The organism is Leisingera sp. SA32, assembly GCF_056033425.1.
This window is the reverse complement of sequence record NZ_JBVYHB010000002.1, coordinates 324,262-348,916: the sequence shown is the minus strand read 5'-3', so window position 1 is coordinate 348,916 and position 24,655 is coordinate 324,262. Positions and strand designations below refer to the sequence as shown.

General features: G+C 65.1%; 23 protein-coding genes. 11 read left to right on the top strand and 12 right to left on the bottom strand.

The window, feature by feature from the left end:
- Positions 1–105 precede the first annotated feature (105 nt).
- From AC0IPL_RS04300 to AC0IPL_RS04290, 3 genes are read right to left on the bottom strand one after another with little or no spacing between them, the layout of a single operon-like run.
- On the bottom strand, positions 106–795 hold the full coding sequence (locus tag AC0IPL_RS04300; RefSeq protein WP_474272414.1) for an FAD-dependent oxidoreductase: 690 nt from the start codon (positions 793–795) through the stop codon (positions 106–108).
- Entirely contained in the window at positions 764–1,723 is a 960-nt protein-coding gene (locus AC0IPL_RS04295) for a calcium-binding protein (RefSeq protein WP_474272413.1), read from the bottom strand. Before AC0IPL_RS04295 ends, AC0IPL_RS04300 begins: the two co-directional genes overlap by 32 nt.
- 45 nt (positions 1,724–1,768) lie before the next feature.
- Entirely contained in the window at positions 1,769–1,993 is a 225-nt protein-coding gene (locus tag AC0IPL_RS04290) for a hypothetical protein (protein WP_474272412.1), read from the bottom strand.
- 230 nt (positions 1,994–2,223) lie between these two features.
- Between AC0IPL_RS04290 and proS the strand changes: the two genes are divergently transcribed.
- The 5 genes from proS (at position 2,224) to AC0IPL_RS04265 (ending at position 6,669) form a co-directional block, all read left to right on the top strand.
- The gene (gene proS / locus AC0IPL_RS04285) at positions 2,224–3,579 is read left to right on the top strand and encodes a proline--tRNA ligase (protein ID WP_474272411.1); all 1,356 of its coding nucleotides are present in this window, start codon (positions 2,224–2,226) and stop codon (positions 3,577–3,579) included.
- A 255-nt stretch (positions 3,580–3,834) separates the two neighbouring features.
- Positions 3,835–5,121, top strand: coding sequence for a lipoprotein-releasing ABC transporter permease subunit (locus AC0IPL_RS04280; RefSeq protein WP_474272409.1), 1,287 nt, complete (start codon positions 3,835–3,837; stop codon positions 5,119–5,121).
- Complete coding sequence (locus AC0IPL_RS04275) at positions 5,114–5,797, top strand: ABC transporter ATP-binding protein (RefSeq protein WP_474272407.1); 684 nt, start codon at positions 5,114–5,116, stop codon at positions 5,795–5,797. Before AC0IPL_RS04280 ends, AC0IPL_RS04275 begins: the two co-directional genes overlap by 8 nt.
- A gap of 83 nt (positions 5,798–5,880) precedes the next feature.
- Positions 5,881–6,228, top strand: a complete 348-nt coding sequence (locus AC0IPL_RS04270) for a bactofilin family protein (RefSeq protein WP_474272406.1) — start codon at positions 5,881–5,883, stop codon at positions 6,226–6,228.
- A 93-nt stretch (positions 6,229–6,321) separates the two neighbouring features.
- Positions 6,322–6,669 carry a zinc ribbon domain-containing protein YjdM gene (locus tag AC0IPL_RS04265; RefSeq protein ID WP_474272405.1) on the top strand — a complete coding sequence of 116 codons (348 nt, stop codon included), beginning with the start codon at positions 6,322–6,324 and terminating at the stop codon, positions 6,667–6,669.
- A gap of 78 nt (positions 6,670–6,747) precedes the next feature.
- Here AC0IPL_RS04265 and AC0IPL_RS04260 read toward each other — a convergent pair whose 3' ends face one another.
- From AC0IPL_RS04260 to parE, 4 genes are all read right to left on the bottom strand, one after another.
- Positions 6,748–7,431, bottom strand: coding sequence for a hypothetical protein (locus AC0IPL_RS04260; protein WP_474272404.1), 684 nt, complete (start codon positions 7,429–7,431; stop codon positions 6,748–6,750).
- A 38-nt stretch (positions 7,432–7,469) separates the two neighbouring features.
- Positions 7,470–8,234, bottom strand: a complete 765-nt coding sequence (locus tag AC0IPL_RS04255) for a hypothetical protein (protein WP_474272402.1) — start codon at positions 8,232–8,234, stop codon at positions 7,470–7,472.
- A gap of 627 nt (positions 8,235–8,861) precedes the next feature.
- Positions 8,862–9,722, bottom strand: a complete 861-nt coding sequence (locus AC0IPL_RS04250; protein WP_474272401.1) for a hypothetical protein — start codon at positions 9,720–9,722, stop codon at positions 8,862–8,864.
- Between the two features lie 319 nt (positions 9,723–10,041).
- Positions 10,042–12,000, bottom strand: a complete 1,959-nt coding sequence (gene parE, locus AC0IPL_RS04245) for a DNA topoisomerase IV subunit B (protein ID WP_474272399.1) — start codon at positions 11,998–12,000, stop codon at positions 10,042–10,044.
- 279 nt (positions 12,001–12,279) lie between these two features.
- Here parE and AC0IPL_RS04240 point away from each other — a divergent pair, with 279 nt between their 5' ends.
- Positions 12,280–13,707, top strand: coding sequence for a pyridoxal phosphate-dependent decarboxylase family protein (locus tag AC0IPL_RS04240; protein ID WP_474272398.1), 1,428 nt, complete (start codon positions 12,280–12,282; stop codon positions 13,705–13,707).
- On the opposite strand, the gene AC0IPL_RS04235 is transcribed toward AC0IPL_RS04240, so the two are convergent.
- The 4 genes from AC0IPL_RS04235 to AC0IPL_RS04220 are packed head-to-tail and all read right to left on the bottom strand — an operon-like array spanning position 13,704 to position 19,202.
- On the bottom strand, positions 13,704–14,525 hold the full coding sequence (locus AC0IPL_RS04235; RefSeq protein ID WP_474272397.1) for a ChaN family lipoprotein: 822 nt from the start codon (positions 14,523–14,525) through the stop codon (positions 13,704–13,706). The two genes, AC0IPL_RS04240 and AC0IPL_RS04235, sit on opposite strands and share 4 nt — an antisense overlap.
- Positions 14,522–15,235, bottom strand: coding sequence for a hypothetical protein (locus AC0IPL_RS04230; RefSeq protein ID WP_474272395.1), 714 nt, complete (start codon positions 15,233–15,235; stop codon positions 14,522–14,524). Before AC0IPL_RS04230 ends, AC0IPL_RS04235 begins: the two co-directional genes overlap by 4 nt.
- Positions 15,232–16,953, bottom strand: coding sequence for an ABC transporter ATP-binding protein/permease (locus tag AC0IPL_RS04225; RefSeq protein ID WP_474272393.1), 1,722 nt, complete (start codon positions 16,951–16,953; stop codon positions 15,232–15,234). Before AC0IPL_RS04225 ends, AC0IPL_RS04230 begins: the two co-directional genes overlap by 4 nt.
- The gene (locus AC0IPL_RS04220) at positions 16,953–19,202 is read right to left on the bottom strand and encodes a TonB-dependent hemoglobin/transferrin/lactoferrin family receptor (RefSeq protein ID WP_474272392.1); all 2,250 of its coding nucleotides are present in this window, start codon (positions 19,200–19,202) and stop codon (positions 16,953–16,955) included. Before AC0IPL_RS04220 ends, AC0IPL_RS04225 begins: the two co-directional genes overlap by 1 nt.
- A 214-nt stretch (positions 19,203–19,416) precedes the next feature.
- On the opposite strand from AC0IPL_RS04220, the gene AC0IPL_RS04215 reads away from it, so the two are divergent.
- Both AC0IPL_RS04215 and AC0IPL_RS04210 read left to right on the top strand, forming a co-directional pair.
- Complete coding sequence (locus tag AC0IPL_RS04215) at positions 19,417–20,052, top strand: DUF1007 family protein (protein ID WP_474272390.1); 636 nt, start codon at positions 19,417–19,419, stop codon at positions 20,050–20,052.
- 2 nt (positions 20,053–20,054) lie between these two features.
- Positions 20,055–21,086, top strand: a complete 1,032-nt coding sequence (locus AC0IPL_RS04210) for a nickel/cobalt transporter (protein WP_474272389.1) — start codon at positions 20,055–20,057, stop codon at positions 21,084–21,086.
- A 4-nt stretch (positions 21,087–21,090) separates the two neighbouring features.
- On the opposite strand, the gene AC0IPL_RS04205 is transcribed toward AC0IPL_RS04210, so the two are convergent.
- Positions 21,091–21,753, bottom strand: coding sequence for a TIGR02453 family protein (locus AC0IPL_RS04205; protein WP_474272387.1), 663 nt, complete (start codon positions 21,751–21,753; stop codon positions 21,091–21,093).
- 111 nt (positions 21,754–21,864) lie between these two features.
- Between AC0IPL_RS04205 and AC0IPL_RS04200 the strand changes: the two genes are divergently transcribed.
- The 3 genes from AC0IPL_RS04200 to AC0IPL_RS04190 all read left to right on the top strand — a co-directional run bounded on the left by AC0IPL_RS04200 (position 21,865) and on the right by AC0IPL_RS04190 (position 24,631).
- On the top strand, positions 21,865–23,247 hold the full coding sequence (locus AC0IPL_RS04200) for an MATE family efflux transporter (RefSeq protein ID WP_474272386.1): 1,383 nt from the start codon (positions 21,865–21,867) through the stop codon (positions 23,245–23,247).
- A 74-nt stretch (positions 23,248–23,321) separates the two neighbouring features.
- Positions 23,322–23,768 (top strand): nucleoside deaminase, encoded by a 447-nt coding sequence (locus tag AC0IPL_RS04195; protein WP_474272385.1) that lies wholly within the window; start codon positions 23,322–23,324, stop codon positions 23,766–23,768.
- Positions 23,765–24,631, top strand: a complete 867-nt coding sequence (locus tag AC0IPL_RS04190) for a hypothetical protein (RefSeq protein WP_474272384.1) — start codon at positions 23,765–23,767, stop codon at positions 24,629–24,631. The genes AC0IPL_RS04195 and AC0IPL_RS04190 overlap by 4 nt, the downstream gene beginning before the upstream one ends.
- Positions 24,632–24,655: the final 24 nt, after the last annotated feature.

The following is a 24,655-nucleotide window of genomic DNA, read 5'->3' as shown; positions in this document are numbered from 1 at the left end:
AGGCGCAAAAGACCGGGGGCAAATCCGGGATAGTCTGCCCCGGCCCCGCGCCCGCCATATGCGGGACAAGCCAGGGCAGGGCAGGCCAGAGCGGGGCAGGCGGGGTCAGTGGATGCGCACGCCCTGGCGCTTCAGTTCGGCCTGGACGGCGGTGATGTCCACCGCGTCGAACATGCAGCCCGATTTCACCGACAGCGCCGCGGCGGTCCCGGCGCCCTGTCCGGCCACGGCGCAGCAGGCCATGTTGCGGGTGGCGGCATGGGCGATCTTGTCGCCGCCGATGGCACGACCGGTGACCAGCGGCCCCTCGACCCCTTTGGGCAGCATGGCGCGGTAGGGGATCTGCATGTAGCGTCCGGTGGTTGGCAGGATCAGCACGCCGTAGCCGTCGATGAACTCGGGGTACATGCTGATGGTGTCGTCCAAGCGGTCCTGGTGGCGGGTCTCGTCCTCGGTGATGTTATGGGCGGCGTCGATCTTGCGGGTGCCGCGAATGCCGATGGTCATGCCGAAGTTGCGCAGCCGCGCGCCCTCGCAGCCCGCCGGGGCCGGAGCCGACCACCAGCACCTATGTGGTGTGAATGACCGCAATCTCGCGCGCCGGTTCGGTAATCGAGTTGGTCGCGTCTTGCTACTCCGCTGGCTTCGGCCGCAGCGGCAGGCGGCGGCAATTTGGCCAGCAGAGCAGATTCCTGTACCGTCGTTCAAGTAATTTTCTGTGCGGCGGCAAGGCGGCTGCGGCTGCCGCCCTGCCTTTATGAAATCAGAAGATGAAATCCGCCTTGCCAAGATCATCCGCCGAGACATCCTCGACGGTGATGCTGCTGTCGCGGTAGCTGATCAGGGCATCGCCGCTGCCGGTGTCCTCGATCGTCAACTGCTTGAACCGTTTAGCGTGCAGGATCTCGATCATGTCGGTGCCGTCCTCGAAATCGCGGATGGTGTTATCGCCGAAACTCTTGCCCTTGAACTGGAACACATCGTCCCCGCCGCCGCCTTCGACATCGTCGTTGCCGCCGCTGACGCAGATCACATCGTCGCCGCCGCGCCCGGACAGCCAGTTGTTGCCGGCGGAATCCTTCAGCACATCGTCATAGTCGGTGCCGCGCACGCCTTCGATGTTCTTGAAGCTGTCCTTGCTGCCGAAGCCGTCGGTGGCGGTGCCCTTGCCGAGGTTCACGGTGACGCCTTCATAGCCGCCCTGGCGGTTGTCGCGGTCATAGCGGATGGTGTCAAACCCGCCGCGCCCGTCGAAGACGTCGTTGCCCTGCAGACCGGTAAAGCGGTTGTCGTTTCCGTCGCCATTCATCACGTCCCGCATGAAAGAGCCGCGGATCTGTTCAATGCCGGACACCTGATCGGTCAGGCCGTCGGTGCCGACTATGGTGCCCGCTTTCAGGTCGGCGCGAATGCCCTGTTTGGCCAGGTAAACGTTGTAAAAGCTGTCGCTGTAGTTGATTGTATCGCGGCCGGCGCCGCCGTTGTAGATATCTGCGCCGCCCTGATCGCTGATGAAATCGCCGCCGTCATTGCCGTTGACGGTGTCATCGCCGCTGCCGGTCTTGATGTCGTCGCCGTCCCAGTCGGGGCCCATGCTGTCATCGGAACCGACAAAGCGGTGGCCGCCGGACCAGATCAGATCATCCAGCAGGTAGCCATTGCCTGAGGCCGTCATGGCGGAAGCCACCGGCAGGCTGACGTCCAGGCCGGAGGCCTCCAGCACCTTGTCGCCGCTGCTGTTGAACCAAGTGATCTTGGTGATCGTGCCCTAGCTGTAACGCCTGTCGCCGGGATCGGACCCAGGGTTGAGGGCCACCGCATCCTTGATCACCACCTTGAGTCGGGCCGGCTCAAACGCGTCGTCCTGGGGGCCGTTGTTGCCGTTGTATTCGGCGGTGATGGCCTTGGACGTGATCTTGGTGATGTCGAAATTGTCAAAGTTCTGATAGCCGTTATTGCCCTGGTTGCCGTCGAACCATCTGAAAGTCGCCATAATGTATCCCCCCCTGTCTGGGTTGTACTCGATAAAGAACAAGAAAAGCGGCGGTCGTCTGGCTGCACCACCGCCTGGGGAGAAAATAGCACGTTTTGCGTGTCAGCGACATTTTCAAATGCGCAATCGCATCGGCTTTCCCGCACGACCCTGATTGCCTGTGGCGCGGTGATGGCTTAGACCGCTTTGGAACCCGATTTCGTGAACCCGTTTGCCAGAATGAGACCGACATGCGCCTGTCCCGCTACTTCCTGCCTGTTCTGAAGGAAAACCCCTCGGAAGCCCAGATCGTCAGCCATCGGCTGATGTTGCGCGCCGGGATGATCAAGCAATCCTCGGCCGGGATCTACTCCTGGCTGCCTCTGGGCTTCAAGGTGCTGAAAAAGATCGAAAGCATCGTCCATGACGAGCAGATCCGCGCGGGCCATATCCCGATGCTGATGTCGACCATGCAGCCCGCCGACCTGTGGCGCGAGTCGGGCCGCTATGACGACTACGGCCAGGAAATGCTGCGCATCACCGACCGCCACGAGCGCGACATGCTGTTTGGCCCCACCAACGAGGAGATGATCACCGACATCTTCCGCGCCCATGTCAGCAGCTACAAGGATCTGCCGCTGACCATGTACCAGGTACAGTGGAAATTCCGCGACGAGATCCGCCCGCGCTTTGGCGTGATGCGGGGGCGTGAATTCTACATGAAGGACGGCTACAACTTCGACCTGTCCAAGGAAGACGCCCTGCATGCCTACAACCGCCACCTGGTCAGCTACCTGCGCACCTATGAGCGCATGGGCCTGCAAGCAATCCCGATGCGCGCCGACGGTGGCCCGATCGGCGGCGACTACACCCATGAATTCCTGGTGCTGGCTGACACCGGCGAGTCCGAGGTGTTTTATGACGCGGCGGTGACCGACCTCACCTTCGGCGACCGCGAGATCGACTATGACGACGTGGCGCAGTGCCAGGGCGTACTGGAGGAGTTCACCTCGAAATACGCGCGCACTGATGAAACCCATGACGAGGCGCTGTTCAACGAGATCCCCGAGGAGCGCCGCCGGGTGGCGCGCGGCATCGAGGTGGGGCAGATCTTCTACTTCGGCACCAAATATTCCGAGAGCATGGGCGCGACGGTGCAAGGCCCGGACGGCAAGCCGGTGCCGGTGCATATGGGCAGCCACGGCATCGGCGTCAGCCGCCTGCTGGGCGCCATCATCGAGGCGAGCCACGACGACAAGGGCATCATCTGGCCTGAGGGTGTCACCCCGTTCCACTGTGGTATCGTCAACCTGAAACAGGGCGACGACGAGGCGGATGCGGCCTGCAACCAGCTTTATGCGGCGCTGAGTGCCGCCGGGCTGGACCCGCTGTACGACGACCGCAAGGAGCGCGCAGGCGGCAAGTTTGCCACCATGGACCTGATCGGGCTGCCCTGGCGCATCACCGTCGGCCCGCGCGGGCTGAAGAACGGTGTGGTGGAGCTGACCTCGCGCCGCACCGGCGAGAGCGAGGAGCTGAGCCCGGAAGAGGCTGTCAAGAAAGTGGTCGCGGTCTACGAAAAGCACCGCACCGGCCGCGGTTTCTGAAAACGCGGGCAAAGTCCAAAACGTTGCACAAAAGGGCGCGGTTTCGCGCCCTTTTTCCGTTGTGGGGATTTAAGCGTTTTGAAAAACACTTTGGGCCAAATCCCTCTCTGAAAAGATTTGGGCGCGCGCGGCGCGGGGGGCTTTTCTGCCGGACCCGCCATGGCTGGCGCATTATCCGCCCAAACTGCAACCAAACCTTGACCCTGCGCGTTAGGCAGCACAGGTTGCAGGCAAAATTTCCGGGCAGGACCACACATGGCCACCACACCACCGCCGTTTTCACGTTTTGAATGGATCATCGCCTGGCGATACCTGCGCGCCCGCAAGGCCGAAGGCGGCGTCAGCGTGATGACCTGGATCAGCCTTGTGGGCATTGCGCTGGCGGTGTTTGCGCTGATCGCGACGCTGGCCGTGCGCTCTGGTTTCCGGTCGGAATTCGTGGGCACCATTCTGGGCGCCAACGCGCATGTCACGGTCTATTCCTATGGCGAGGTCAACGCGGCCGGGGCGCTGGACCGGTCGTTGACAGACTACGAGGCGCTGGCCGCGCGGGTCGCTGATGTCCCCGGCGTGGTGCGGGCAGCACCGCTGGTCAAGGGGCAGGTGATGGCCAACCTGCGCCAGCGCAACGCGGGCGTCGAGGTCTTTGGCATCTCGGCGCAGGACATTCGCGGCATCCCCGGCGTGGCACACAGCGAAGAGGCCCTGGGCGATCTTGCGCGGTTCGAGGAAGGCATCGCCATCGGCTCTGGCATCGCGCGGGAACTGGGCGTGGCGGTGGGCGACAAGATTAAGCTGATCTCGCCCAACGGGATCAAGACCGCCTTTGGCACCAGCCCGCGGGTGAACGCCTATGAGGTGGTCTATATCTTCACCGCCGGGCGCTGGGACATCGACCGCACGCGGGTCTACCTGCCGTTTGCCGAGGCGCAGAGCTTCTTCAACCGCGAGGGTGCGGCGGATGAGATTGAGGTGATGGTGGAAGACCCCGAAAACCTGGACGAGGTGGCCAATGCGGTCCTGCAGGCGGCGGGCGGCAACGCCGGGGTCTGGACGTGGCGCGATGCTTCGGGCGGGTTTCTGCGGGCGCTGGAAGTGGAGGACAACGTGATGTTCGTGATCCTGTCGATCCTAGTGCTGATCGCGGCAATGAACATCGTTTCCGGCCTGATCATGCTGGTCAAGAACAAGGGCCGCGACATCGGAATCCTGCGCACCATCGGCCTCAGCGAAGGGTCGGTGATGCGGGTGTTCTTCATCTGCGGCGCGTTCACGGGCGTGATCGGTACGGTCTGCGGCGTCGTGTTGGGCTGCCTGTTTGCCATCTATATCGATCCGATTTTCTCTTTCGTGAACTATGTGATGGGCGGCGGCGTCTGGGATCCGTCGATCCGCGGCCTCTATGCGCTGCCGGCCGAGCTGCGGCTGGCGGATGTTCTGTCAGCGGTGGCTCTGTCGCTGGGGCTGTCGTTTTTCGTGACCATTTTCCCGGCCCGGCGTGCGGCGCGGATGAACCCGGTGGAGGCGCTGCGCTATGAGTGAGATCACGCTGGAGCTGACGGGGATCCGCAAATCCTACCTGCGCGGCACCCCGGGCGAGGTGGAGGTGCTGCGCGGCACCAATCTTGCCTTGCGCGCGGGCGAAGTGGTGGCGCTGGTGGCTCCGTCGGGGGCGGGCAAGTCGACCTTGCTGCACATCGCCGGGCTGCTGGACACGCCGGACGCAGGCACGGTGCGTGTGGCGGGCGAGGATATCACCGGCAAGGGCGACCGTCGCCGCACCCGCGTGCGCCGTCAGGAAGTCGGCTTTGTCTACCAGTTTCACCATTTGCTGCCGGAATTCAGCGCGCTGGAAAACATCGTGCTGCCGCAGCTGGCCAATGGCGCGTCGCAACAGGCGGCGGCGGCGCGGGCGGCAAAGCTGTTGGCGACCGTGGGCCTGGCGGAGCGGGCGGATCACCGCCCGGCGGCGCTGTCGGGGGGCGAGCAGCAGCGGGTGGCCTTTTGCCGGGCGCTGGCCAACAGCCCCCGCATCCTGCTGGCGGATGAGCCGACGGGCAATCTGGATCCCGGCACCTCGGACCAGGTCTTTGCAGTGCTGATGGATCTGGTGCGGGACACCGGACTGTCGGCGCTGATCGCCACCCACAACCTGGAGCTGGCGGCGCGGATGGACCGGCAGGTGAAGCTGGAGAACGGTCTGCTTGTGCCGGTCTGAGCGCCGCTCGGCAGGGCGGCGCTTGGGTTCCGGGGAACCGGTGGCCAAACAGCGGATAGCAGGATAGATTTGGCAGGACATTCTTGCCGGACAACGAAGAAAAGGGCGAACCCGTGGTGAAATCCATTATCGAAGAAGACGTGACCGTTGAGGGCAATGTCAGTTCCAGCAACGGCAGTGTCGAGGTCCGTGGCCGCGTGGTCGGGGATCTGACGGCGCAGTCGGTCACGGTGCACGCCGGTGGCCGGGTCGATGGCGCCATGAGCGCCCAGCAGGTTGCGGTTGAGGGGCGTTACAGCGGCAAGATCACCTGCGAGGATCTGCGCCTGTCCGCCAGCGCGCAGGTCACCGCGGATGTGGAAGCCCGCGCCATGGCAACCGAAAGCGGCGCCCAGTTGCAGGGCAACATCCGCATTACCGGCAAGGGGTGAGCGGCGCCATTGTTGCCAGCCGACAACAGCGGCGGTGCAGGTGTGGTGCGATTGGGGCTGGTCGTGGCCGCGCAATCGGTCTAGGGCCGGTGCATGAGTGAGACCTTGCCCGCGTGCCCCGACTGCGCCTCTGCCTATACCTACCAGCTGGATGCCCTCCTGATCTGTCCTGAATGCGGGCATGAATGGGCCGCGATTGACGCTGCGGCGGTCGAGGCGGTGCGAGAGGTGCGCGACAGCGTCGGCAATCTTCTGCAGGATGGTGATACCGTGACGGTGATCAAGGATCTGAAGCTGAAGGGCACCTCATCGACCATCAAGGTCGGCACCAAGGTGCGCGGGATCCGGCTGGTCGACGGCGACCACGACATTGACTGCAAGGTGCCGGGCGTTGGCCCGATTGGCCTGAAATCGCAGTTCGTCAAGAAAGTGTCCGGCTAGGCGCAGCGGGTGCTTGCGCAGGTCTGATGGCCCGAGCCCCATGTGGGGTCCGGGCCGGTTTTCGCGGCTGCGACGGGCTCAATCGCAGATGCCGCGCAGCTCCACACCTTTCCACGGCAGGTAGACGTCGCTCTCGCGGCTTTGTGGCAGCGGGCGGACGGGCATCTGCTGCTTCAGCATCGCATGCAGGCGTCGGGTGCGAGGCGCCCGCGGTGCGAGCGCGCGGCAGCAGACGTATTCCTCGATGATGGCGCCCTGTTGTTCAAAGCCGTAGCTGAGGAAATCCGCAGTGCCCACGTCCATCTCGAACAGATAGGGGTCGCGGCGGTTGCCGTGCTCGGCTGCGGCGCGCAAGGGGTGATAGCCGGTGCGACGGCGGTTTTGCCACTGCCAGACATGGGTGGCCTCATGCGCAAGCAGCATCGTCTCGACCAGGTGCAGGCGTTCGGGATACTCCGGCAGGTAGTCCTCGGCGTACCAGATCCGGGCAAAGAAGATCCGGTTGAACAGCGCCACCGCGGCGGGCGAGGAGGTGACCACCTCTTCCTTCATCGGCGGCAGGATTCGTTCGCGGCAGGTGAGCCGGGCGCGGGGCGTGCGCCGAAAGGTGACCGCTGCCACCGGCGCGCCGCGCACGATCCGCACGCGGTCCAGATCCAGCGTGTTGCCGTGCAGCCCCGACAGGTAGCTGCGTTCCTGGTCTGTCAGTGGCCGACCGCAGGCGGCAAGCAGCGCAAGGGTCAAGAGCAGCAGTCGGATCACGTGGGCAGGCTCCTGAACCGGGAGGGGGCAGGGAGAGGTTAGCTGCGGCGGCGCAGCTCGACAATGGATTTGCCCAACCGGAACGGTGCGGCAAAGCTGACGAGGCAGAGCGCGATGATCTGCAACCCCAGGATATGGGCGTTTGCCTGCAGGTAATCCCATTCGTTCTTGAGCTTGGCCACATGGGCGATGAGGTCGTCATACGCGCGCGCCAGGATCAGGAAATCCCCGGCTATGGCGGGCACTTTGCGGCGCAGGGTGTCGACCGCGGCCTCGGCGGGGCCGTCCAGCGCGGTGAAGACCACAAAGGCGTCCGGGTCAAAGGCGCGAGCGCGGGCTTTCATGGCTGCCATGTCGTCCGTTTCTGCGCGGGAGGGGCCAAGCAGGACGCTGAGCCCCCGCAGCGGTGCGATCTCATCGGTTACGGCGATGAACAGCGGCAGCTCGGCATTGCCCGCGGTGGAGGCGGAGAGGAACTCGACCTTGTCGCACAGGGTGGCGATGGCCGCGTCGTAGGCGGGGTCGCAAAAGCGCAGGCGAAAGCGGGCGGCGTCACGGTCAAAGGCCGCCGTTGCGGCATAGGCGATGTCGATCTGGCGTTCGAGTTTTGATGAGTCGGCGGCGTAGATGCCGGAGATCACCGCCGCCAGCGCGCCAAAGCCGCCCAGCACGACCCAGACCAGATCCGCAAGTTTCCAGGCCCGGTGGCCTGCCGGTTTGCGGAACAGGAAGCCGGTGCCGATCAGGCCTGCGAGAAAGAACAGCAGCAGCAGGGGCAGCTGATTGTCGGCGATGAAGGCCATGGTCGCACTCCTGTCTGGCTGCGCCAAGCATAGGAAGGGATCCATGGTACGGGCAACGCCCCTCACGGATCTGTCAGCGGCGTGCAGGTTTGGCCCGGCGGGCGGGAGCGCCGGCCGGGGGCTGGTTTGGGGCGGTGTGCGCGCTGGCCGTGTCGGGCGGGCCTGCGCGGGTTGGCATGTCGTGTCGGCCGTGCTGTCCTGGCCGAACAGGGGTGGCGGCGCCGCCAAGGGCCCGCAGGGGCCGGAGGCGGAGGGCCGGGCCGGGGCGCTGGGCCCCATGTCCGCTGGCAAGCTTGCCGTTTGCGGAGAACCCCTGCACCCGATGAAGAGGTGGTCTCGGGGGCTCCCGTATCTCCTGGTGGTGCGGGGTGTCAGTCCGCACCGGTGTCGCGACGCCTTGGAGTATGGCAGGCTGGGGTTAAGGGTGCGCAAGCGGGGCGTGCGGTGGATTGGGGGTTGGCGCAACGGGGGTACGAGGCACCTTGACTGGGTCGCTTGCGGCCCGGTCTGCGCCTGCCTGCCCCCCGGCAGGCGCATTCGCGCCAGCCCAGACAGGCGCAGACCTAACGGTGGATGCCTTCGGCGAGAGTATTTGACAATGCTAAATGGGACCCAAGATCGTTGAAGTTAAGTGGGCTCGCGACGCTCTTTGGGGATGTTGTCAGAAACTACAAGTCGCGCGAGTAGTTTTGTAAGTTCGTTTTGTAGTTCACGTCGAGTGTTCCAGAATAATGTTCGGTCAACAGAAACATCAAACGGTGTTTTAGTGTTTCTGTGTGCGATCATCACAATTGGTTTTCCGAATGCGTTGGCTAATCCGAGCTCGTAGAAGACGTTTGGATTTCTTCCGTCTAGGTTTGCGACAATAAAATGTGCTCGGCATATCTTTTTAATAATGTGGCGTGTTATAGGGCCGTCGGTAAACTCTTCATCTCCGCGGGACAAGGAGAGTCCTATGTCACTTGCGGCTTCTTGCACTGATTCGTATGTTTTTTGAAATTCGTCATGGAATGGTGTTAGGTAGAAAACGGTGCCTGGCTCAACGGTTATTTCCTTTTCGGAAATGCCCATTTTTTGCAGGAAGTTAGTAGGCTTGATAGGTCGATTGAAGTCGTAAGATGTAATTTCCTGCCTTGTGTCTCTCAAGCTGGCAGCAGAGTCGAGTACTACGCGGTTTGCTTCGTTCCAGCGTTTATCAGAGCTAGTCATCTCATCTACTAGATCATAAATTCGCGACTCTTTACTTGAGCGCAGCGCATCAAGTCGCACCCGGCGCTCAGCATTCAGGTACTGAACTTCCTTTATTTTCATGTAATTTGAAAACGCCACTCGGAGAACGAGTACTGCCATTCCGGTAAAGACGACAGCTTGAATAATGGCCTGAATTGCAGAGGTCTCCAGCAGGTATCTGAGGTCGTCGGATATCATCATGCCACCAGTAGTTTGACGCAAAAGAAATACGAGAAAAGCGAAGGTAAAAAGCTGCACGCAGCAAACAATTTACACGAGCCTAGCTCATCATTGAGGAACGCTTCATGTGACCTTTTGCTGGTAATGTATACCAGGGTTGTTATTAGAATTCCGATTAGAAGTGAGAGGAGTCCGAAGGCGTGATTGTTAATATCTTTGAGTGTGTATGCGACAAGAAAGCTTGCGGACAGAAATACAATCTCGACGGGGACTTCTAGGGCGCGTTCTATGAAGCCTGCCATTTTAAACCTTTTGTCGACTACATTCTTGTAGCTAAAGGCAATTAGAAGAAGGAGTGTCGGTAAAATGATTTCTAAGTATTCCATGTTACAATTCTCTAAACATCCAGCTCCTCCACGAACTTCGCGTTCTCCTGAATATACTGGAAGCGCAGCTCGGGCTTTTTCCCCATCAGACGTTCAACCAGGTCGCCGGTCTCCCCCGGCTCGTCCTCGTCGATGGTCACCCGGATCAATTTCCGGGTCTTGGGGTCCATCGTGGTCTCTTTCAAATCCTTGGCGTCCATTTCGCCCAGACCCTTGAAGCGGCTGACGTCGATCTTGCCCTTGCCGCCCAGACCTTTCTCCAGCCACATGTCGCGCTCGGCCTCGTCGAGGCAGTAGACGCGCTTCGCTCCTTGCGTCAGGCGGAACAGCGGCGGGCAGGCCAGATACAGGTGGCCGTTGTCGATCAAGGGCCGCATCTGGGTGAAGAAGAAGGTCATCAACAGGGACGCGATATGGGCGCCGTCGACGTCCGCGTCGGTCATGATGATGATCTTGTCATAGCGCAGGTCATCAAGGTTGAACTTGGTGCCAAGCCCAACGCCAAGCGCTTCGCAAAGATCGTTGATCTCGGCGTTGGAGCCCAGCTTGTTCGAGGCCGCGCCCAGCACATTCAGGATCTTACCCTTGAGCGGCAGCAGCGCCTGGTATTCGCGGTTGCGCGCGCCCTTGCCGGAGCCGCCGGCCGAGTCGCCCTCGACGATGAACAGCTCGGTGCCCGCGCGGTTCTTGGCGGTGCAGTCGGTCAGCTTGCCGGGCAGGCGCAGCTTTTTGGTCGCCGATTTGCGCTGGGTCTCTTTTTCCTGCTTGCGGCGCAGCCGTTCTTCGGCGCGCAGGATCAGGAAATCGAGGATGGCGCCCGCCGATTTGGTGTCGGCCGCCAGCCAGTTGTCGAAATGGTCGCGAACCGAGTTTTCCACCATCTTGTTGGCGCTCTCGGAGGACAGGCGGTCCTTGGTCTGGCCGACAAAGGCCGGGTCGGCGATGAAGCAGCTGACCAGCGCGCAGCCGCCCGCCATCAGGTCGTCCCGGGTGATCTGACCTGCCTTCTTGTTGCCGACGAGTTCGCCATAGGCCTTGATGCCCTTGAGAATCGCGGACCAGAAGCCGGTGACATGGGTGCCGCCCTCGGGCGTGGGCACGGTGTTACAGTAGCTTTGGGTGAAACCGTCGCGCGAGGGCGTCCAGTTGATTGCCCATTCGACGTAGCCCGGCGCGCCGAACTTCTCGCGGAACTCGACCTTGCCGGCAAAGGGTGCGTCTGCATAGACGGAGGATTTGCCGAGGACCTCTGTCAGGTAGTCCTTGAGGCCGCCGGGGAAGTGGAAGGTGGCCTCCACCGGGGTCTCATTGTCGTCAATCTCAGACTTCCAGCGGATCTCGACGCCGGAGAACAGGTAGGCTTTGGAGCGCACCAGCTTGAACAGGCGGGCGGGTTTGAAGCGGTGGGAGCCGAAGATTTCCTCGTCGGCGTGGAAGGTGACGAAGGTGCCGCGCTTGTTGGGTGCGGCGCCGATTTTCGCCACCGGGCCCTGCGGCAACCCGCGCGAGAAACGCTGTTCGAACAGTTCCTTGTTCTTGGCGACCTGCACCACCATGGAATCCGACAGCGCGTTCACCACCGAGGAGCCGACGCCGTGCAGACCGCCCGAGGTCTGGTAGGCCTTGCCGGAGAACTTGCCGCCCGCGTGCAGGGTGCACAGGATCACCTCCAGCGCGGATTTGTCGGGGAACTTGGGGTGCGGGTCGATCGGGATGCCGCGGCCGTTGTCGGAGATGGTGACGGAGTAGTCGGCGTGCAGCGTCACCTCGATGCGGTTGGCGTGGCCGGCGACGGCCTCGTCCATCGAGTTGTCGAGGATTTCCGCCACCATGTGATGCAGGGCGCGCTCATCGGTGCCACCGATGTACATGCCGGGGCGCTGGCGGACCGGTTCGAGACCTTCGAGAACCTCGATGGAGGAGGCGTCATAGGTCTCGGCTGCGGGCGTGCTGAGGAGGTCGTCGGCCATGTGCGGGAGCTGCTCTTCCTTGGTTTTGGTTGACGGTCATTATGGCAGGTGTTGGGGCCGGGTGGAAGAGGGACGCAAGGGGCTGTGGATAAGCAAAGAACGGACTTGGTATCGTCTTGAAACTTATGCGCTGCGGGCCGCCGGGCGACGGGATCACTGGTGAACCGGCTGCGCGCTGGGCTGCGGCGCGTGGCGGCTGCGGCGATATTCTCCGTGCAGCGGGGCGGCCTGCGGGCTACACCTGCGGCCAGCGGATGGCGGCAAGTGGAGGGCGCGCGGGTGACGGAGACGGGAATCAGGACGCAAGACTGGGCGGCCCTGCGCGCCGAGGCACAGCGCATGCTGGACGCGGCGCTGGACCAGGTGCAGCAGGCGGCGGATCACCCCTGGCAACCGGTGCCGGACGACATCGCGGCCCGCTACGCGCTGCGCGGCGCGGCGCAGGGGCCGCAAGCGGTGGTGGACCGCATCATTCGTGATGTGCTGCCCTATCATGGCGGCAACACGCATCCGCGGTTCTGGGGGTGGGTGCAGGGGTCGGGCTTGGCGAGCGATCTGATTGCCTCGGTTGCGGCGGCGGCGGTCAATGCCAACATGGGCGGGCGCGATCATGGCGCGAACCACATGGAGCGCGCGGTGGTGGATTGGACGCGGGCCAGGATGGGCATGCCGGAGGGCGCCAGCGGCCTGCTGGTGACCGGCACGTCCCAGGCGACGGTGATTGCCTTTCAGGCGGCGCGGCTGCGGGCCTTGCCGGAGCTGCGCAAGTCCGGGCAGGGGGCTGTGCGGCTGACCGCCTATGCCGGGGAGGGCGTGCATAATGCAACGGTGAAGGCGGTGGAGCTGCTGGGACTCGGCGCGGACAATCTGCGCAAGGTACCGCTGGTAGACGGCAAGATGGACTGCGCGGCGCTGGCCCGGATGGTGGCCGAGGACAAGGCGGCGGGGGCGCTGCCGTTTCTGGTGGTTGGCACGGCGGGGTCGGTGGATCTGGGCCTGTTTGACGACCTGAACGCCTTGGCGGATGCGGCCGCCGAACTGGGCCTGTGGCTGCATGTGGACGGGGCGTTTGGGGCCTGGACACGGATCGCGGCGGCGCCGTGGCGTGCGCTGTCCGATGGCATCGGCCGGGCCGACAGCATCGCGCTGGATTTTCACAAGTGGATGTATGTCGGCTATGACTGCGGCATGGCGCTGCTGCGCAACGAGGCCGAGCACAGAGCCGCCTTTGCGGCGCGGCCTGCCTATCTGGAGGGCGCGGCGCGCGGGCTGGCAGGAGGAGAGCCGTGGTTTTGCGACTATGGCATTGACCTCAGCCGTGGCAACCGGGCGCTGAAGGTCTGGACGGCGCTGGAAACCTATGGCGAGGCGGCGTTTTCGGAAGCGATCACCGGCAATTGCGAACTGGCCGCGTATATGGCGGCAGAGGTGGAGGCCCAGGCCGACATGGCGCTGGCGGCACCGGTGGTGTCGAATATCTGCGTCTTCACCGCCCGGGCGGACCTGCCGCCCGAGGAGCAGTCCCGTTTGAATGCGCATATCGCGCAGACCTTGCAGGAAAGCGGCGAGGCTGTGTTCTCCACCACCCGCGCGGATGGCCGGGTGCTGCTGCGGGCGGCGATCACCAATCACCGCAGCCGCGCGGCGGATGTGCGCGCCGCCATTGCCGCGGTCGCGCGAGAGGCTGGGGAGCGGGCAGGGGCCTAGCCCGCTGCGGTGGGCTGGTCCGGGCAGCACGGCATCAGGCACATGGCGTCGGCTTGACCTGAATGGTGGCCGTCCTGCGCCGCATGCGGCAGCAGTACCATCGTCTGCGTGACGCCGAGGTGGTCGAGCTGGAACGGGGTGCCGCCGCCGTATTCCAGATGGCCGCGACCGATGATGCCGACGACCAGCGGCGCGTCCCTGGCAGCGACGCGGTCCGCGATGCGGCAGGCAAAGGCACGGTCCCAGGTTTGCTGGGCGCGCACGAAACGGTCAAAGGCGGGGTCATCAGCCGACTGCGCCGCGCGCCCGTCGCGCTGCCCGCCGGTGATGTCATACAGATACTGGCGATAGGCCGCTGATGCGGGCGCTGCGGGCGTCAGCCCTTCGCGGGCGTCTTCGGGGGTGTTCTCCCAGCCGTCGCGGCCGACCTCGGTGACCAGGGCGCGGCGGCAGTTGAGGCCGATCATCTCCAGCCCGAAGTCGCGGGCAAAGCGGAAGATCGGCATGTACAGCTCTGCATCAAAGCCCCAGACCGTGCTCCATTCCGCGCGCTCCAGAAACTCCGCTTCGCTGAGCGTGCCGCTGACCCACTCGGCCAGCACCGGGTCCAGCCGGGCGGGGAACATCTCAAACCCGAGCACCAGATCGCGGCGGTGCGCCAGCAGGCCCGCGCATACGTGCATCTGCCAGCGGTGGTTGTCCGCTTTGTCGTGGCTTTCGCCCAGCAAGACCGCCTGCTGACGGGCGGCGCGGGCGAGCACCTCCTGATGGCTGAGCAGGGCCTGCGTGCCGGGGGTGAACCAGGTGCCGGGGGTCATGTTTCAGAAATCTCCAGTCCGAGAGGCTGCCGGTCTGCGCCAAGCGCGATATGTCTGCCCTGCGTGCTGTCCCAGGCGACGACGAGGCCAGCGCGCAGATGCAGGTGAAAGGGTTTGGTGATGATGTTCACATGGCCGCCCATGGGCATCAACCGGTCGATCACACCCTGCCACGTCTGGCTGATGCCGTGCTGGCAAGCCGTGATGCGCACCTGGGTTCCCTTCTGTTGCAGGCGGGTCAGCAGGTGCAACGCGGGATCGCGGTCGGTGGGATCCTCGGGGGTGGCTTCGGCGGTCTTTGGGCGGGGCACCTGCAGCGGCGTGCGCGCCAGCGCGGCAAGCGGGGTGAGGAAAGGGGCAGCGCCCTCCAGCCCGGTGACGGAGAACACATGGCTGCCGGCGGTGTTCAGAAACTCCAGCCGGGGATAGAGCTTGCCGCGCATCTCGGCGCTGACATCGAGGCGCACCCCGGCCAGCAGGTCGCGCGGGATGCGGGTGATCTGCGCAGCGTCGCGGAGCAGGATGTGATCGTCCGCGATCCGCACCTCGCGGATCCGGCCCAGCCGTTCATGCAGCAGGCCGTCCTGCCGGATCGTCAGCATCACCCGGTCCATCTGCGGCAGCCGTGCCAGAAGCGCATCGGGCGCAGCCGCGCAAAGGGTCCAGCAGCCGCGTTCGGTCTGGGATGGGGGGCTGTCTGTGTCTGTCATGCGATTTGTCTTTCGTCAGGGATGTTGCGGCCGATGTGCCAGTGGTCAAACGGGGCCAGGCCGTGGGGTTCGTGGTGGGACACACACAGGATCGTGGCCTGCGGCAGTTCGCGGCGCAGCAGGGCCAGCAGGCGGCTCTCGCTGGCGCGGTCCAAAGCGCTGGTGGCCTCGTCCAGCACGATCCAGTCGGGCCGGGTCAGCAACACCCGCGCCAGAGCCAGTCGCTGGCGTTCGCCCATCGACAGCCCTTCCAGCGCGGCGGGGCCGGGTTGGTCGAGCAGGGGCAGACGGTGGCTGAGGCCGATGTCCAGCAGCACTTGGCGCAGGCGCGCGGGGTCCACATCCGCCGGATCGGCGGGGTAACAGGCGGCCTGCGCCAGCCCGTCGGGCAGCAGATAGGGCTTTTGCGGCAGGAACAGGATGTCGGAGCTGGGCGTCAGGATCTCGCCCAGGCCATAGCGCCACAGCCCTGACAGCGCGGCCAGCAAGGTGGTTTTGCCACTGCCGGAGGGGCCATGGATCCAGACCGCCGCGCCGGGGCGGAGCGTGACATCCGGGGTCGTCTCCAACGCGCGCCCTTGCGGGGTGAACAGCGTCAGCCCGCGCACATGGAGGGCTTCGTCAGGGGATGTGGCGTGGCGGATGGCGCGGGGCACATCGGGCATCGGGGCGGGCGCGCGGGTGCTGGTGAACAGCTGGTCCAGACGTTCCGCGATGGCGGCGATTTCGGCGATGGCCTTGTAGTTGAAGATAAACCAGCTGAGCGTCTGAGTGACCCTTCCAAAGGCGCCCGCCAGCTGCATCATGCCGCCGAAGGTCACGAAACCGGCAAAATAGGCGGGCAGGGAAAAGAACATGGGCACCCGCAGCACGGTCTGGAAATAGGGGCGGTGAAAGAGGTTCAGAATCGCCTCGCGGCGGATCAGGTCCAGCCAGTTGTGGCGGATACCCTGAAAACGCTGGGTCAGACGGCGCAGCTCGGCGCCTTCGCCGCCGCATTGGGCGATTTCAGTCGCGTTGTCGCGCAGCTGTACCAGCGCGTGGCGAAAGTCGGCCTCGTGCCGTTCCTGGCGGAAGAACAGCGGTTTCAACTGGCGCCCCATCAGGTGGGTGATGGCGCTGGAGAGGCCGACATAGAAAAAGGCCAGCCAGACCAGATAATGCGGCACGGCCAGGTCGGTGCCGAACACGGGCAGGCCCAGCACAAAATCGGTCAGCCCCCAGAGCACCACCAGATAGCTGACGATGGAGACGCAGTTTTCAATCAGGTCCAGCGACAACAGCAGCAGCTTGTCGACAAACTGGCGACAGTCCTCTGCCACGCGCTGGTCGGGGTTGTCGATGGCCTGCGGCGACAGGCCGGGGCGCAGGTGCCAATAGGCGCGGGTGTCGGTCCAGGCGGCCAGAGCGCGGTTGGTCAGCTGGGTGCGCCAGCGCAGCAACAGTCGTTTGCGCAGGTAATCCCCGACAATGAACAAGACCACCTGCAAACCGGTGATGGCAAAGAACACCCCCAGCTCGCGCAGGGTGGTGGCAAGGTCCAGCTGTTCCACCGCATCAAAGAACCGTTTGTTCCAAGCGATCATCAGCACGCTGGTCCAGACCCCGACAAAGCCGAGGCCCAGAACCGTGGCATAGACCACCAGCCCCCGCCACGCCTGCGGCCCGGAGGCCGCAAGCCGGGCCAGGCGGTACAGCCTGCCAAACAGGATCCGCATCAGAAGCCCACGTTCAGGCTGACCTGAAAGCTGCGGCCAGCGCCGGTCATCAGCTCCAGCGGGTTGGATCGGGCGACGGCCTCCGAGGGGCTGGTGGTGCGGCCGATGGCATCCGCGGTAAAATACCGTTTGTCAAAGACGTTCTGCACACCAAAGATCAGCGCCGCTTGCGGTGCGATCTGCCATGTGCCGTACAGATCCAGCAAGGCATAGCCGCCGGGTTTGAACCCATCGGGATCAGCGGTTTCCTTGACCCGGCTCGCGACGGTGGCCACCGCCTCCAGGGTCAGGTCGTACTGGGGCAGCGCATAGCCGTAGGTCAGGGTTGCGGTCAGCGGCGCGAGGTCATGCGGTGTCTCGGCGGCGCTGGCATTGGCGCGCTGGGTGCCCTTTTGCCAGGCGGCGGCGTAGGTCAGCCAGCTGCGGTCGTTCAGATCCTGGGCACCGGACATCTCCAGCCCCCAGATCGAGACGTCCGACAAGTTGCGATAGGTGTACTGGCTGGTGCCGGGAATGTTGTAGAAGCTCTGGATGAAGTCGTTGTAGTCGGATTTGAACAGGTTCACCGCCGTGTAGCCGCGCTGGTGTTCATGGCGCAGGCCGACTTCATAGCTTTTGACGCGCTCGGGGCGCAGGCCCGGCGCGGGCACCAGATCGAAGAAGGTGGAATCCAGCGACTGGAACAGCTGCTGGGCGGTGGGCATCTTGAAACCCTCGCCGTATTTTGCCCAGACGGAGTAGCTGTCGTTGATGTGGTATTGCGCACCAAGGCTGGCCAGCAGCTCGCTGTCCTTGCGGGTGACGGGTTCGGCCCCCGGCACCACCTGGTAATCGGCATCCGGCCGGGGCGTGATCCGGTAGCTGGCAAAGCGCAGGCCCGGTGTCAGCTCAAACCGGCCGCCCGCAAATGTCATGCGGTTTTCGGCATAGATGTCGGCGCGGGTGGTTTCGGTATTGGCAAAGTTGAACCCACCGGCGCGGGTTTCGCTGTGGGTGCCTGTGGTCAGGTTGTGGCTGCGCGAAATCCGCTGGTAATCGGTGGTGGCATAGTCGCTGTCAAAGCCGAAGACCAGGTGATGGTCGACGGTGCCGGTGGTAAAGGATTTGGTGGCCTGAATGTCGAGTTCATGAAAGTCCTCGGAATAGGTCAGGATGTCGGTGGTGCGCAGGCTGTCCCCGGTGGTGGAGGTGGAGGATTTGAAGCTGAGGCTCTCATAGCTGTGCGGCACATAGGCGAGGGTGGTCTTTACCGCGTCCAGCCAGCCTTGTGTCGGGGTCCAGCTGTGTTCCAGGCCAAAGCGCTGGCGCGACAGGTCGAGGTGACGATCGCGGCTGTGGATGACTTCGCCCGTCGGGGCGCCGGTGAAGCTGGAATAAACCGGACCCAGATCTTGTTTCTGCCCCACATCGGTGGAGCGGTCCAGGTGATCGGCGCTGACTTCCAGCCGGTGCTGGGCGTTGGGGGTCCAGACCAGTTTGGCGAGGGCGCGGGTGGTGGCGATGTCCGTCGGATCCAGCGCGCCGCAGTGGGTGGCGCCGTGGGCAATGTTGCGCGGGCATCCGTAGGCACCGCCATCGGCGCGGGCATTGGATTTCTCGATCTCATGCGCTTCGCCGCGCTTTACGCCCAGCAGGACGGAGAGCTGGTCGCTGAAGCGCTGGGCCAGCATCGCCTCGGCTTGGGTGCCGCGGGTGAGGCTGTCATAGGACAGTTTTGTGGTCCCGGCACGGTCTTTGCCTTGCAGCACGTCCTCGGGGTCCAGGGTTTGCAGGGCCAGAAGCCCGCCAAGCGCATCGGCACCCCATTTTACGGAGGCAGGCCCGCGCACCACCTCTGCCTGTTGGGTGAAGGAAAAGTCGACGTAGTCGCGGGTGCCATCGGTGATCCGTTCCGCCACCCGCGCGCCGTCCACCTGCAACGCGACCCGGTTGCCGCCAACGCCGCGGATGGTGATGCCGCCGATGGTGTTGAACGGGTCCGTGGCCGAGGTCTGACGCGAGATGGTCACCCCCGGCACGTTGCGCAAGAGATCCTCCAGATCCTTGACGCCGCGGGTGTCCAGTTCCTCTGCGCTGATCACGGTGACATTGGCGGCAATGTCCTGCGACGTGCCGCCTGCGCGGTCGGTGGAGACCACGATCTCGTCCAGCAGCAGCGTCGGTTGACCGGCGAGGGCGGGGGCGGCCAGGCAGGTGCCGAGCAGCAATGAGGCGTAGGGTGAAAGGCGAGGGGGCGTGCGCAGAGCCATTGTCCAGGTCCAGTTTTGTGCATTCAGAAAAGGATGCGTGCTGGACGGTCTTGCTGGCTCCGGCGGTGGGCATAGGATTTCCGAGTGTTAAAGTCAACTTTGTTTCGGCGTGACGGTGTCGGTTATTTTACGCTGTTGTTGCGCTGGGCAGATCTGCGCCGTGCGCGTCCCTGTCACGGTTGCGGCGGGCGCGCAGCGGGCGTAGATCTGGGGCATGAGAGTTTTGCACCACTTGCTGTTGAGCGCTGCCTTGCTGCCAGGGGCGGCCGCGGCGCATCCGCATATTTTTGTCGATACCGCGTTGAAGGTGCAGGTTTCGGCCTCCGGTGCGCTGGAGGCGGTGGAGATCACCTGGGCCTATGATGAGTTCTACTCGCTGCTGATCTTTGAGGACCGCGGGCTGGACAGTGATTACGACGGTGCGCTGACAGAGACGGAGCTGGCGCAGTTGCAGGGGTTCGACCTGGCCTGGCTGCCCGATTTTGAAGGCGACTCCTATGTGACCCGCGCAGGCAAGCCGCTGGCGCTGGGCGCGCCGGAGCATGTGTCGACGGTGGTCGAGGATGGGCGGATCACCACCCGGCACCGGCGGGCGCTGACACAGCCGGTGGCGGCGGACGGCGTAGTGCTGAAGGCCTACGATCCGACCTACTACACGGCCTATACGCTCAATCTCGGGCTGGAGGTGTCGGGTGGTTGCCGCGGCGAGGTGACGCCGCCGGATCTGGATGCGGCCTATAGCCAGGTGGAAGAGCTGCTGTACGCGATGCCGACACAGCAGGCGGAAACGGAGTTCCCCAAGGTGGGGGAGAAATTCGCCGATGTGGTGCGGCTGCGGTGCGAGGGCTGAGGGTGCGGAGCGTTTTGTCCCTGGCGGCGCTGGGCGTTGCGGTGCTGGCGATCTGGCTGTGGGGATTTGGCGGCGCGCAGGAGGTGGCGGGCTGGGCCGCTGAGGGACAGCGGCAGGCGCAGAACGCCATGGCGCGGGGCTTGCGGGCCTTGCGCGGCGGCGAGCCGGGCGCGCTGGCGGGTCTGCTGGGCCTGTGCTTTGCCTATGGGTTCTTTCATGCGGCGGGACCGGGACATGGCAAGCTGGTGATCGGCGGCTATGGCATGGGGCGGCGGGTGCCGCTGATGCGGCTGGCGGGGCTGGCGGTGGCCGCCTCGCTGGCGCAGGCGGCGACGGCGGTGGTGCTGGTCGCGGGCGGGCTGTTGCTGCTGGACTGGGGCCGCCAACAGTTGACCGACATGGCCGAACAGGTGCTGGCGCCGCTGTCCTACGGGCTGATTGCGCTGGTGGGCCTGTGGCTGCTGGCACGCGGGCTGCGGCGGCTGCTGGTCAGCGCCAGTTCGCAACCGGTGCTGGCCGGGGGCAGGGCGGGGGCTGGAGCTGGAGTCGGGGCCGGGGAGGTCGGCGGGTCGTCCGCGGGAGATGGTCTCCACCACCACCACGATCACCACCCTCATGACGACGGCCACCTTCATGACGACGGGCACCACCACCACGAGCGCGCGGGCGTCTGCGCTTCCTGCGGGCACCGGCACGGGCCAACGCTGGAGGAAGCCGCGCGTGTGCGCTCGCTGCGCGATGCGCTGGCGGTGGTGGGCGCGGTGGCCCTGCGGCCCTGCACCGGGGCGGTGTTCCTGCTGCTGCTGACCTGGCGCATGGGGGTGCTGTGGGCGGGCGTTGCCGGCGTCTTTGTCATGGGGCTGGGCACGGCCATGGTGACGGTGGCCGTGGCGGTGGCCGCAGTGACCTTGCGCCAGGGGGCATTGGCGCAGTTGCAGGGGCGTGGCGCGCTGCGGGCGGCGGCGCTTCTGGAGATCCTGGCCGGTGCCGTGGTGGCCATCCTGGCCGGTCAGATCATGCTGCGCGCGCTCTAGCCGTTCAGCCCCGCAGGGCGTCTTGCAGCAGGGCAAAGGCTGGCGCCAGTGTCAGCTGCGCCGTCATCACTGCCGCCATCGGTGCGGCTTGCTCGGATGTGCTGAGATCATGCCAGAAAGTCAGCGACTTGCGACGGAGAAGATCGCCGTGAGGATGCGCCTTGCCATAGGGCGCGGGCGTGCGCTTCAGCTCTGGCGGGCGGGTGGCAAAGCCCTTGAGCGCAAGGATGTCCACCAGCGCCGCCGCCTCATCCCCCGTTGCACCATCGACCGCTGCGCGCCAGCGGGGGATCTGCGCCGGGCTGAACCCCATGACGCCGCCGCCGGTGGTGCAGCGCGCGGTGTCGATGCCGAAAAACAGCGCGCACTCCGCGGCGCCGTCCGCGGGGCGCATCGACCACAGCATATGCAGATGGGTCTTGTAGGGGGTCTTGTCCTTGGAAAAGCGGATGTCGCGCTGGGGGCGGAACAACTTGCCCGAAACCTGTGCGCCGGTGCGGCGGGTGATCGCCTGGGCGACCTCATCCAGCAGCCGCAGGGCGGGGGTGCGCAGCTGCGCCTCGTAGCGGGATTTGTTGGCGGTGAACCAGTCGCGGCTGTTGGTCTCGGCCAGCTCTGCCAAAAAGGCGCGGGCGTCGGGGATCAGCGGGGCAAAGGGATCTTGCATGGCGGCGGGCTCCTGGGCGGGCAATGGTGTGCAGTTTACCACCATAGGCCTGTGCGCGGGCAAGGAAACTCTGCCCTTGCCGGAGCGCACGACCGGGCCTAATGCTGGCGCATGAAGAAGACGGATAACAAAGCAACGGTGATGACGGCACGCGGCCATGCCCGCGCGCTGGCGATCTTGGGGCTGCCGCTGATCGGTGGCCATGTGGCGCAGTTTGCCATCGGCCTTACCGATACGGTGATGCTGGGCTGGTACGGGGTGGAGGCGCTGGCGGCAGTGACGCTGGGCTCGACCTATTTCTTCTCGATCTTCCTTTTGGGGTCGGGCTTTGCCTTTGCGGTGATGCCGATGGTGGCGGCGGCGGCCGGTGCCGGAGAAGAGCGCCAGATCCGCCGCTCGACCCGCATGGGGCTGTGGCTGTCGCTGTTGTACGGGGCGCTGTCGATGCCACTGTTGTGGTGGTCGGAGCCGATCCTTCTGATGTTGGGTCAGAAGCCGCAGGTGGCGCAGGATGCGGCCGAATATCTGCGGATCGCCGGCTGGGCGATTTTTCCGGCGCTGCTCTATATGGTGGCGAAATCCTACCTGGCGGCGCTGGAGCGCACACAGATCGTGTTGTGGATGTCGGTGTTCGGCGCGGTGCTGAACGCGCTGGTGAACTACGCGCTGATCTTTGGCAATTGGGGCGCGCCGGAGCTGGGGGTCACCGGGGCGGCGCTGGCCTCTGTGGTGACCAACGGGGTGTCGTTTGTGTTGGTTCTGGCCTATGCGCTGCGGGCGCTGCCGGAGCATGAGCTGCTGAAGAACTTCCAGCGCCCGGACTGGGAGATGCTGGGCAAGGTGCTGCGCATGGGCACGCCGATCGGGCTGACCACGGTGGCCGAGAGCAGCCTGTTTGCGGCCTCGGCGATGATGATGGGCTGGCTGGGCACGGTGCCGCTGGCCGCGCATGGTATTGCGGTGTCGCTGGGCGGGCTGGCGTTCATGGCGCATCTGGGGCTGTCGAATGCGGCGACCATCCGCGTCGGCAACGCCTTCGGGCGCGGCGACCGGGCGCATATGGCGCTGGGGGGCAAGGTGGTGACGGTGATGTCGCTGGCGTTCTCGGTGCTGGGGGTGGGCGCCTTCCTGCTGCTGCCGGAGTGGCTGATTTCGCTGTTTCTGGATCCGGCCGACCCGCAGAAGGACCAGATCGTGCTGATCGGTGTCGGGCTGCTGGCGATGGCGGCGCTGTTCCAGCTGATGGACGGCATGCAGGTTGTGGCGCTGGGGCTGTTGCGCGGGGTGCAGGACACGGCGGTGCCGCTGGTGATCGCGGTGGTCAGCTATTGGGCTGTGGGTATCCCGGCCTCCTACGTCATGGGGTTCGTGCTGGGCTGGGGCGGCATCGGCGTCTGGGTCGGGCTGGTCGCCGGGCTGTCGACGGCGGGGGTGTTCCTGATGTGGCGCTTCTGGGGGCGGATCATCGGCACCGTGGGCACCGCCCGCGCCTGAGGCGGGCGGCTTGACCGGTTTGCAGGGCGGGTGCAGGCTGAGCCTGTGCCGCCAGAGCAGGAAAGGGGCCGCCAATGTTGACTGAGGATGATCGCCGCTTGTTGCGCATTGCCTATGAGGAGGCCCGCGCAGGCTTTGACGAGGGCGGCTGCCCAATCGGCGCGGTGCTGGCGCGGGACGGGCAGGTGTTGGCGCAGGGGCGCAATCAGCGGGTACAGAAGGGGGACCCCATTGCCCATGGCGAGATGGACGCGCTGCGCCGCGCCGGGCGGCAGGCCAGCTACCGCGACACGGTGCTCTATACCTCGCTGTCGCCCTGCATGATGTGCAGCGGCACCATCGTGCAGTTTGGCATCCCGCGGGTGGTCATTGGCGAGGCGCAGAATTTCGGTGGCAATGAGGATTTCCTGCGCGAACGCGGTGTCGAGGTGGTGGTTGCGGATGACCCGGACTGTATCGCGCTGATGGCGCGCTTCATCCGCGACAAGCCGCAGCTTTGGGCCGAGGACATCGCCGAGTGAACGCCCGGCCGGTTCCGGCGGGCCTGCGGTCTGCCGTGCTGTTTATGCTGTTGACTGGCCTGTGCATCCCGCCCGCAGTCGCGCAGGTGGCTGCCGGGACGCCCGCCGTCGGGGCACCCGCCGCTGAGCCGCAGCAGCCGCAGGTTCCGCGCCCGCGGGCGGGGCTGATGTGGCAGCGCAGTGGCCTGCCGGCGGTGTTTCCCTTGCAGTTGAAGACACCGTCGGGCGCGGATTACTACCTGACCCTGGCACGCGAGGCCGACGGCGTTGCGGTGATGGCGGCCTATGTGCGCGGCGGTGAATTCTTTCGGGTGCTGGTGCCGCCGGGGCGCTATCGGTTGCGACTGGCCAGCGGCAACGGATGGCAGGGAGAGCCACGGCTGTTCGGCCCGCAAACGCAGCCTGTGGACCTGCCGCAGGTGCTGGGGTTCGCGGTGCAAGGCGCGGGCGTGAAAGCGGGACAAAGCATCACCCTGTCGCGCAGCACCACAGGCGGCGGGCTAGAGGCGCAGGCGGCGGCGCTGTACATCTGCCAGATCGCCAGTCGGCAGATGTCCGGGCCGGATCAGGTGCCGCAGATCCGTGACCGGGCCGGAAACGGCGATACCGCGGGCTTTCGCCTGCGCGGCGACGGTCAGGGGCTGACGTTGCTGAACCGGCACTGGCGACCGGGGGCACTGGCCGGGGTGGCCCCGCCCGAGCAACGCCCGCCGCTACAGGACCAGAGCCTGCTGGACATTCCAAAACCGCTGGATTGGCTGGGACTGCCGCCATCGTCACCGTTGTGGCAACTCCGGCAGCCGCGGCAGAGGGAGCGGGGGCAAACGCTCCGGTTTCGGGTGCGGTCGCTGCCCTGCGGGTGACTGGCGCAGCGCCTGCGGGCCCAT

What these genes read in the sequence shown, in the direction of transcription:
- AC0IPL_RS04235 (WP_474272397.1), bottom strand. Translation starts at nt 14,525, where the DNA reads ATGACCCCCGGCACCTGGTTCACCCCCGGCACGCAGGCCCTGCTCAGC.
- AC0IPL_RS04225 (WP_474272393.1), bottom strand. Translation starts at nt 16,953, where the DNA reads ATGCGGATCCTGTTTGGCAGGCTGTACCGCCTGGCCCGGCTTGCGGCC.
- AC0IPL_RS04195 (WP_474272385.1), top strand. Translation starts at nt 23,322, where the DNA reads ATGTTGACTGAGGATGATCGCCGCTTGTTGCGCATTGCCTATGAGGAG.
- AC0IPL_RS04220 (WP_474272392.1), bottom strand. Translation starts at nt 19,202, where the DNA reads ATGGCTCTGCGCACGCCCCCTCGCCTTTCACCCTACGCCTCATTGCTG.
- AC0IPL_RS04290 (WP_474272412.1), bottom strand. Translation starts at nt 1,993, where the DNA reads ATGGCGACTTTCAGATGGTTCGACGGCAACCAGGGCAATAACGGCTAT.
- AC0IPL_RS04255 (WP_474272402.1), bottom strand. Translation starts at nt 8,234, where the DNA reads ATGGCCTTCATCGCCGACAATCAGCTGCCCCTGCTGCTGCTGTTCTTT.
- AC0IPL_RS04200 (WP_474272386.1), top strand. Translation starts at nt 21,865, where the DNA reads ATGAAGAAGACGGATAACAAAGCAACGGTGATGACGGCACGCGGCCAT.
- parE (WP_474272399.1), bottom strand. Translation starts at nt 12,000, where the DNA reads ATGGCCGACGACCTCCTCAGCACGCCCGCAGCCGAGACCTATGACGCC.
- AC0IPL_RS04230 (WP_474272395.1), bottom strand. Translation starts at nt 15,235, where the DNA reads ATGACAGACACAGACAGCCCCCCATCCCAGACCGAACGCGGCTGCTGG.
- proS (WP_474272411.1), top strand. Translation starts at nt 2,224, where the DNA reads ATGCGCCTGTCCCGCTACTTCCTGCCTGTTCTGAAGGAAAACCCCTCG.
- AC0IPL_RS04205 (WP_474272387.1), bottom strand. Translation starts at nt 21,753, where the DNA reads ATGCAAGATCCCTTTGCCCCGCTGATCCCCGACGCCCGCGCCTTTTTG.
- AC0IPL_RS04280 (WP_474272409.1), top strand. Translation starts at nt 3,835, where the DNA reads ATGGCCACCACACCACCGCCGTTTTCACGTTTTGAATGGATCATCGCC.
- AC0IPL_RS04275 (WP_474272407.1), top strand. Translation starts at nt 5,114, where the DNA reads ATGAGTGAGATCACGCTGGAGCTGACGGGGATCCGCAAATCCTACCTG.
- AC0IPL_RS04265 (WP_474272405.1), top strand. Translation starts at nt 6,322, where the DNA reads ATGAGTGAGACCTTGCCCGCGTGCCCCGACTGCGCCTCTGCCTATACC.
- AC0IPL_RS04300 (WP_474272414.1), bottom strand. Translation starts at nt 795, where the DNA reads ATGATCTTGGCAAGGCGGATTTCATCTTCTGATTTCATAAAGGCAGGG.
- AC0IPL_RS04215 (WP_474272390.1), top strand. Translation starts at nt 19,417, where the DNA reads ATGAGAGTTTTGCACCACTTGCTGTTGAGCGCTGCCTTGCTGCCAGGG.